Below are 6580 nucleotides of genomic sequence, written 5' to 3' on the forward strand. Positions count from 1 at the left end.
CCCAGGTCGAGGTCCGTTTCCGCGCCATCGTCAGTCACGTAGACTTCGCCATGCTGGTAGGGGCTCATCGTGCCCGGATCGACGTTGAGATACGGATCGAACTTACGGATGCGGACCTTATATCCGCGCGCCTGCAGCAAAGCCGCGAGGCTCGCCGCCATGAGACCCTTGCCCAGCGAGGAAACCACGCCGCCGGTGATGAAAATGTGCCGCGCCATGGGAGATGGGCCTTAAAACGCGTGGCGACGCCAGAGCAAGCGCCCCGGAGCCGAAATCCACGAAAATGAAGTCCAGGCGAAAGCTCCCTTTATGGGAGCCGCCGCCAGCGGTTTAGTTGGCGGCCGAGCCCGCAAGCGGATCGTTCGCGGGAGCAGGGCTCGCCGTCGGAGCCGGTGCGGTGCCGGGAACGGGCGCGGTGCCGGTATTGGCCGTGCCAGCCAGCGGATCGACCGGAGCCTGAACGGGCGCATTACGCTGCAAGGACGTATCCAGTTGGCGTCCGGTGGAAACATTCACCGCCAGCGAGGCCAGGATGATGCTCAGCACCACGAAAATCGTGGCGAGCACACCGGTGGCGCGGGTCATAAAGTTGGCCGCACCACGGGCGGACATCAGGCCGGAAGGGTTGCCGCCCCCGGTACCCAGCCCGCCGCCTTCCGACTGCTGCATCAGGATCACGCCCACCAGCGCGGCGGCGACGAGCGCCTGGACAACGGTCAGGAAGGTGAACAGCATGCAATCCTCAAGCAATCACGGCGCGGCGATTCCATAGGCCCACCGCTCAACGCTCGCGCAGATAAGCCGTACCGCGCCGCCGCGCAAGCCACCCGGGCGGGGGGCGTCGCGACAGCTATGGTATCTCGGCTGATCGTCAGTTGTCTTCCAGGGCGGCTGCCGCGCCGACGATCGCCAGGAAGCTCTCGGCCGTCAGGCTGGCGCCGCCCACCAGAGCACCGCCGACGTCGCGGATAGAGAGCAGTTCGGACGCGTTCTCCGCCTTGACCGAACCGCCGTAGAGAATGCGCACGCCCGCGCCGGCTTCGCCGTAAATCGAGACGAGCTTCGCCCGGATAGCCTTGTGCATCGCGTCCACGTCGTCGACGGAGGGAACCCGGCCGGTGCCGATCGCCCAGACCGGTTCGTAAGCCACGGTCAGCTTATCCACCGCGCCATCGCTGTGTGGGCACGAGCCTTCCAGCTGGCCGCCGACCACGCTTTCGGCGTTGCCAGCGTCACGTTCGCCCTCAGTCTCGCCAACGCACAGAATCACGGCGAGGCCGGCGCCCAGCGCCGCTTCCGCCTTGGCGCGCACGTCAGCATCGGTTTCAGCGTGCAACGTCCGGCGTTCCGAGTGACCGACGATCGTGAAGTCCGCGCCGGCATCCTTCAGCATCGCTGCCGAGATATCGCCGGTGAACGCACCGCTATCCTTGGCGTGGCAATCCTGCCCGCCGATACCGATCAGTTCCACCGCCTCACGCGTACGATGCAGCAAGGTGGCGGGCGGCGCGATCGCCACCTGCACCTTGGGAAGCCGCGCCGCGCCACGATCAATCGCCCGCGCTTCCGAGAGGCTGGCGCGGGTCCCGTTCATCTTCCAATTGCCGACGATGTAAGGCAGACTTGCCATCTTCAACCCTTGTCCTTGAGCCGAATCCCAAAGATCGGCCCCCCATTTGTGTCGGGCAGCTAGGCCAGCGTGGCCCGGCTTGTCAAAGGCGGTAGCGGCGCTTTGCCCGCCTTGCTGTGTCACTACGGCGCAATGGGACGTCCGCCCCCCTCGCCTAACCGACCCAACAAGATTGCCGAACCGGCATTGCAGGACCGGGCGTAGCCTCCTAAAGCGTCGCGGCTCAGGCCGGTTCCGTCTGCGGATACCGCGCTCAACTCTACGCTGGACGGCCCGCTCGCGCATGCTTCACTTTTTCCGGACCATCATCAAGTCGAAGGTCGGCGCGATCGTCGCCATCGCCATGCTGTGTCTTCTGGCGCTGGCCTTCGTGGCGGCTGACGTCAGCGGCAATCGCGGGGTCGGCGGGGCGAGCAGCGGCACGATCGCCAAGGTAGGGGGCGAAAGCGTGACCGCGGCGGACCTCAACAACGGCGTCAACGAAGCGCTGCAGCGCGTCCGCCAGCAAGACCCCACCTTGTCGATGACCGGGTTCGTGGCGCGTGGCGGGCTGGACATCATCCTCAACGACCTGATCGATCTGAAAGCGCTTTTCGATTTCGGCAAGGACAACGACATTGTCGCGGGTGACCGCCTGATCGACAGCGAACTGCAGCGCCAGGGCGCGTTGCAGCCCCAGGCGATCCCGCGCGATACCGTGGCCACGCGCCTGGTTGCGCGGATGCTGCTGGCCCCGGCCGAATATGGCTCGGTGATGCCGGCCGAGATGGCATGGCGCTATAGCCAGCTTCTGGGTGAAAGCCGCACCGGCACCGTGGTTGTCCTGCCTTCGCTGGCGTTCGCGCCGCAGCAGGCTCCTGGCAATGCGCAACTGGCCGCCTTCTACAAGTCGCACACCAACGCGTTCATCCGCCCGGAGCGCCGGGTGATCCGCTATGCCACCTTTGGCCCCGATGCCGTGAAGAACGTGCCGGCGCCCACCGATGCGGAAATCGCCAAGCGTTATGATGCTGACAAAGCGCAGTATGCAGCGCTTGAACGCCGCGCAATCATTCAGGTCGTCGCGCCGACCGAGGCCGCAGCCAAAGCCATCGATGCCGAGGTGAAGGCGGGCAAGTCGCTCGACGCGTCCGCCAGCGAGAAGGGTCTGGCGGCGGCCAAGCTGGGTCCATTGGGCAAGCAGGAATTGTCCGCTCAGTCCGCCCCCGCCGTGGCCGACGCCGTGTTCGCCGCGGCGAAGGGTCAGCTTGTCACCGCGCGCAGTCCTCTGGGCTGGTACGTCGTGCGTGTGGAAGCCGTCGACACGCGCCCGGCGCGCAGCCTGGCCGAGGTGAAGACCGAGATCGCCACCACCCTCGCCACCGAAAAGCGCCGCGCCGCGGTGACCGACTATCTCACCAAGATCGAGGAGCAGTTCGAAGGCGGTTCTAACCTGCCGGAAGTTGCCGCAAAGCTTGGCCTGCAACTGCAAGACACCCCGCCGCTGACCGCTGATGGCGCGGTCTACCAGGCTCCTGGGCAAGGCGTTTCACCCGCGCTCAAGCCGATTTTGAAGACGGCGTTCTCGATGGAGGAAAACCAGCCCCAGGTGGCAGAGGCCGAGCCGGGCAAGACCTTTATCGTCTATGATGTCACGTCGGTTTCGCCGTCGGCACCGGCGCCGATGAATGAAATCCTGGGCGACGTGAAGCTGGCCTATGCGCTTGATATGGGCGCGGCCAATGCCAAGGCGGAAGCGCTGAAGGTGCAGGCGGCGCTGCGTAAAGGCGAAAAGGTTGACGCCATTGTCGCGCGGATCGGCAAGAAGCTGCCTCCGGTGGAGCGCGTCGGCATGAGCCGCCCGCAGCTGGTGCAGATGCAGCAAGCCGGCCGCCCGGTCCCCCCGCCGATCCGCCTGCTGTTCGCGATGGCGAAGGGCAGCGCTAAGGTACAAGAAGCACCGGGCAAGCGGGGCTGGTTCGTCGTGGTTTTGGACACGATTCAGCCCGGCGCGGTGGATCGCAAGGACCCGGCGATCGCTGCCGCGCAGCGCGGTCTGGGCAAGGCCTCCGGCACGGAATACTCCGAAGCGCTGCGCAAGGCGATCACCGCCAATGTCGGGGCGACGCGTAACGAAGCCGCGATCAAGGCGCTGCGTGATCAGCTGTCCGGCAAAGCCGCGGCTGAATGACGGCCGATCGCTGACGTGACGGACGCAGGTTTTTCCCAGCAGCGTGAGATCGCAAGCCAGGCTTTGGCGGCAGGCAAGCCGGGGCTGGTCTGGACGCGGCTCGTGTCCGATACCGAAACCCCGGTCGGCGCCGCGCTGAAGTTGTTCGAGCCCGAACGCGGCGATTTTTTGCTGGAATCGGTTGAAGGTGGCGAGAACCGTGGGCGTTACAGTCTGCTCGGCCTCGATCCGGACCTGGTATTTCGCGCCGATGCCGCCGGTTGCCAGATAAACCGGGCATGGCAGGCGGACCGCCAGCAGTTTGAGGCACTGGCACGAGACAGCCTGACAGAGCTTCGCACCCTGGTCGAGGCGTGCCGGATCGATGTTCCCGCGCAGTTGCCGCCTTTGGCCTGCCTGGTCGGCTACTTCGGGTACGAGACGATCGGCCTGGTGGAAAAGCTGCCGCGCGCCCCGCAAAGCCCGCTGGAACTGCCGGACATGCTCTTTGTCCGCCCGTCTCTGATGCTGGTGTTCGACCGGTTGAGCGATGAACTGTACTGCGTTGCCCCGGTCTGGCCAGAGACAGGAACGCCGGGCATCGCTCGGGCCGAGGAGCGCATCGCGGACGCCTTGCGCCGCCTCGCCCAGCCCGCCCCACCAGCCCCGGCGGCAACATCCCTGCCCGACCCCCAGCGCAATCCCGTCATGGCGGCGCAGGACTACCAGGCGATGGTCCTGCGCGCGAAAGACTATATCGAGGCGGGGGACATCTTTCAGGTGGTTCTGGCCCAGCGCTTCACGTGCGAGTTTCCGCTGCCGCCGCTGGCGCTCTACCGCGCGTTGCGCCGCATCAACCCCTCGCCGTTCCTGTACTTCCTGGACCTGCCGGGGTTCGCGCTGATTGGCTCCAGCCCCGAGATTCTCGTTCGGGTACGCGATGGCGAAGTGACGATCCGCCCCATCGCCGGCACCCGTCCGCGCGGCGCGACCGCCGCCGAAGACAAGGCGAATGAGGTCAGCTTGCTCGCCGATCCCAAGGAGCGCGCCGAACATCTGATGCTGCTGGACCTGGGCCGTAATGACGTAGGCCGCGTGGCCGCCACAGGCTCGGTGCAAGTGACGGACAGCTATACGATCGAGCGCTACAGCCACGTCATGCACATCGTGTCCAACGTCGTCGGCCGGCTTGACACCGCCCGCCACGATGCGATCGATGCGGTCTTCGCGGGCTTTCCCGCCGGCACCGTCTCGGGTGCGCCCAAGGTCCACGCGTGCGAGATCATCGCCGAGCTGGAGCCGGAAACGCGCGGTGCCTACGCGGGCGGCGTCGGGTATTTCGCGCCGGATGGCTCTGTTGATTCGTGCATCGTCCTGCGCACCGGCGTGCTGAAGGACGGCGTCCTGCATGTGCAGGCGGGCGCGGGCATCGTTGCCGATAGCGACCCGGCGGCCGAACAGCGTGAGTGCGAGGCCAAGTCCGGCGCTCTGTTCGCCGCTGCGCGTGAAGCGATCCGGATCGCGGCGGAACCAGGCTTTGGCCAGTGACACGTCGGGCCTCGTCCCGGGCTGGACTGAAAGTCGGTTTCAGCACGGCGCTATTGCTGGCTTTCAACCTCTCCGCCTGCGGTAAGGCCGAACAGAAAGCCGCTGCCCGCGAAGCGCCGCCACCGCCGCCTTGCTCTGGCGCGACGTTCGAAGGCACGCCGCTCACCCACTGCATCGCCGATCCCGCCGGTCATACGATCCGGATGGTGCTGGGGCCGCCGGGGGGCAAACCGTATCGCAGCTTGTCCGAACTGGCGGTCGGAATGGGGGACAAGGCGCGCAATGTCGCCTTCGCGATGAACGGCGGCATGTTCGATGCCGAGGGACTGCCGATCGGATACTACGTTGAGAGCGGCAAGCGTGGCCATGCGCTCAACCGCAACGAAGGCTGGGGCAATTTCCACTTGCAGCCCAACGGCGTGTTTTCCGGCAAGGACGGCAAGTGGGCCGTACGCACCGCGCAGGATTTCGAGCAAACCGTTCACGCCCGCCCGGATTTCGGCACGCAATCGGGGCCGATGCTGGTGATCGCAGGCAAGCTGCACCCCCGCATCGATAACGACGGCCCCTCGCAGAAACTGCGCAATGCGGTTGGCGTCGATCGGGAGGGCCGCGCGCATTTCGTCATCAGCGAAGCGCCGATCTCGTTCGGCAAGCTCGCCCGCTATTTTCGCGACGACTTGCATGTCGCCAACGCGCTGTTCCTGGATGGCAGCGTGTCGTCGCTATGGGATCCGCAAATGCATCGCGTCGATGGCGGCCCCCCGCTGGGCCCCTTGATCGTGGTTGAGAAAAGGCACAAGGCGGCACCATGATCCTCGTCATCGACAACTATGACAGCTTCACTTGGAACCTCGTCCATTACCTGATGGAACTGGGGGCCGAAGTGGAGGTGGTGCGTAACGATGCCTTGTCGGTGGGCCAAGCCATTTCCAGCGGGGCGAAGGGGTTCCTGATCTCCCCCGGCCCGTGCACGCCCAACGAGGCGGGGATCAGCCTCGATCTTGTCGGCGCGGCGGCGCAGGCGGGCATGCCGTTGCTGGGCGTGTGCCTGGGGCACCAGTCGATCGGGCAGTATTTTGGCGGCAAAGTGGTCCGCGGCGGGCTGATGCATGGCAAGACCTCGCCCGTAACCCACGATGACAGCGGCGTTTTTGCCGGAGTACCCTCGCCTTTCACGGCCACGCGCTATCACTCGCTGATCGTGGAGGACATTCCCGAGACGCTGCTGGTTAACGCGCGTTCGGACGATG

6 protein-coding genes and 1 pseudogene are annotated in these 6580 nt (G+C 65.9%); 4 read left to right on the top strand and 3 right to left on the bottom strand.

Features of this window, described 5'->3' with window-relative positions; translation table 11 throughout:
• The 3 genes and pseudogenes from ACHWRX_RS13225 to tpiA form a co-directional block, all read right to left on the bottom strand.
• Positions 1–218: pseudogene (locus ACHWRX_RS13225) on the bottom strand (CTP synthetase); the annotation flags it as partial.
• Positions 219–330: 112 nt separating this feature from the next.
• The gene (gene secG / locus ACHWRX_RS13230) at positions 331–732 is read right to left on the bottom strand and encodes a preprotein translocase subunit SecG (RefSeq protein ID WP_058735507.1); all 402 of its coding nucleotides are present in this window, start codon (positions 730–732) and stop codon (positions 331–333) included.
• Positions 733–871: 139 nt separating this feature from the next.
• Positions 872–1630: a triose-phosphate isomerase gene (gene tpiA / locus ACHWRX_RS13235; protein ID WP_394659540.1), complete on the bottom strand. Its 759-nt coding sequence runs from the start codon at positions 1628–1630 to the stop codon at positions 872–874.
• A gap of 283 nt (positions 1631–1913) precedes the next feature.
• Here tpiA and ACHWRX_RS13240 point away from each other — a divergent pair, with 283 nt between their 5' ends.
• The 4 genes from ACHWRX_RS13240 to ACHWRX_RS13255 form a co-directional block, all read left to right on the top strand.
• Positions 1914–3800: a peptidyl-prolyl cis-trans isomerase gene (locus tag ACHWRX_RS13240; RefSeq protein ID WP_394659541.1), complete on the top strand. Its 1887-nt coding sequence runs from the start codon at positions 1914–1916 to the stop codon at positions 3798–3800.
• A gap of 15 nt (positions 3801–3815) precedes the next feature.
• Entirely contained in the window at positions 3816–5327 is a 1512-nt protein-coding gene (gene trpE, locus ACHWRX_RS13245; RefSeq protein ID WP_394659542.1) for an anthranilate synthase component I, read from the top strand.
• Entirely contained in the window at positions 5324–6142 is an 819-nt protein-coding gene (locus ACHWRX_RS13250; protein WP_394659543.1) for a phosphodiester glycosidase family protein, read from the top strand. The genes trpE and ACHWRX_RS13250 overlap by 4 nt, the downstream gene beginning before the upstream one ends.
• Positions 6139–6580: anthranilate synthase component II (locus ACHWRX_RS13255; protein ID WP_394659544.1), on the top strand; the 442-nt coding region annotated here is incomplete at its 3' end. The genes ACHWRX_RS13250 and ACHWRX_RS13255, both read left to right, overlap by 4 nt.

The organism is uncultured Novosphingobium sp. (assembly GCF_964277725.1).
In the GTDB taxonomy this organism is placed as follows: Bacteria; Pseudomonadota; Alphaproteobacteria; order Sphingomonadales; family Sphingomonadaceae; genus Novosphingobium; species Novosphingobium fluoreni.

Coding starts and splice junctions, on each gene's coding strand:
- tpiA (WP_394659540.1), bottom strand. CDS start 1,630: ATGGCAAGTCTGCCTTACATCGTCGGCAATTGGAAGATGAACGGGACC.
- ACHWRX_RS13240 (WP_394659541.1), top strand. CDS start 1,914: ATGCTTCACTTTTTCCGGACCATCATCAAGTCGAAGGTCGGCGCGATC.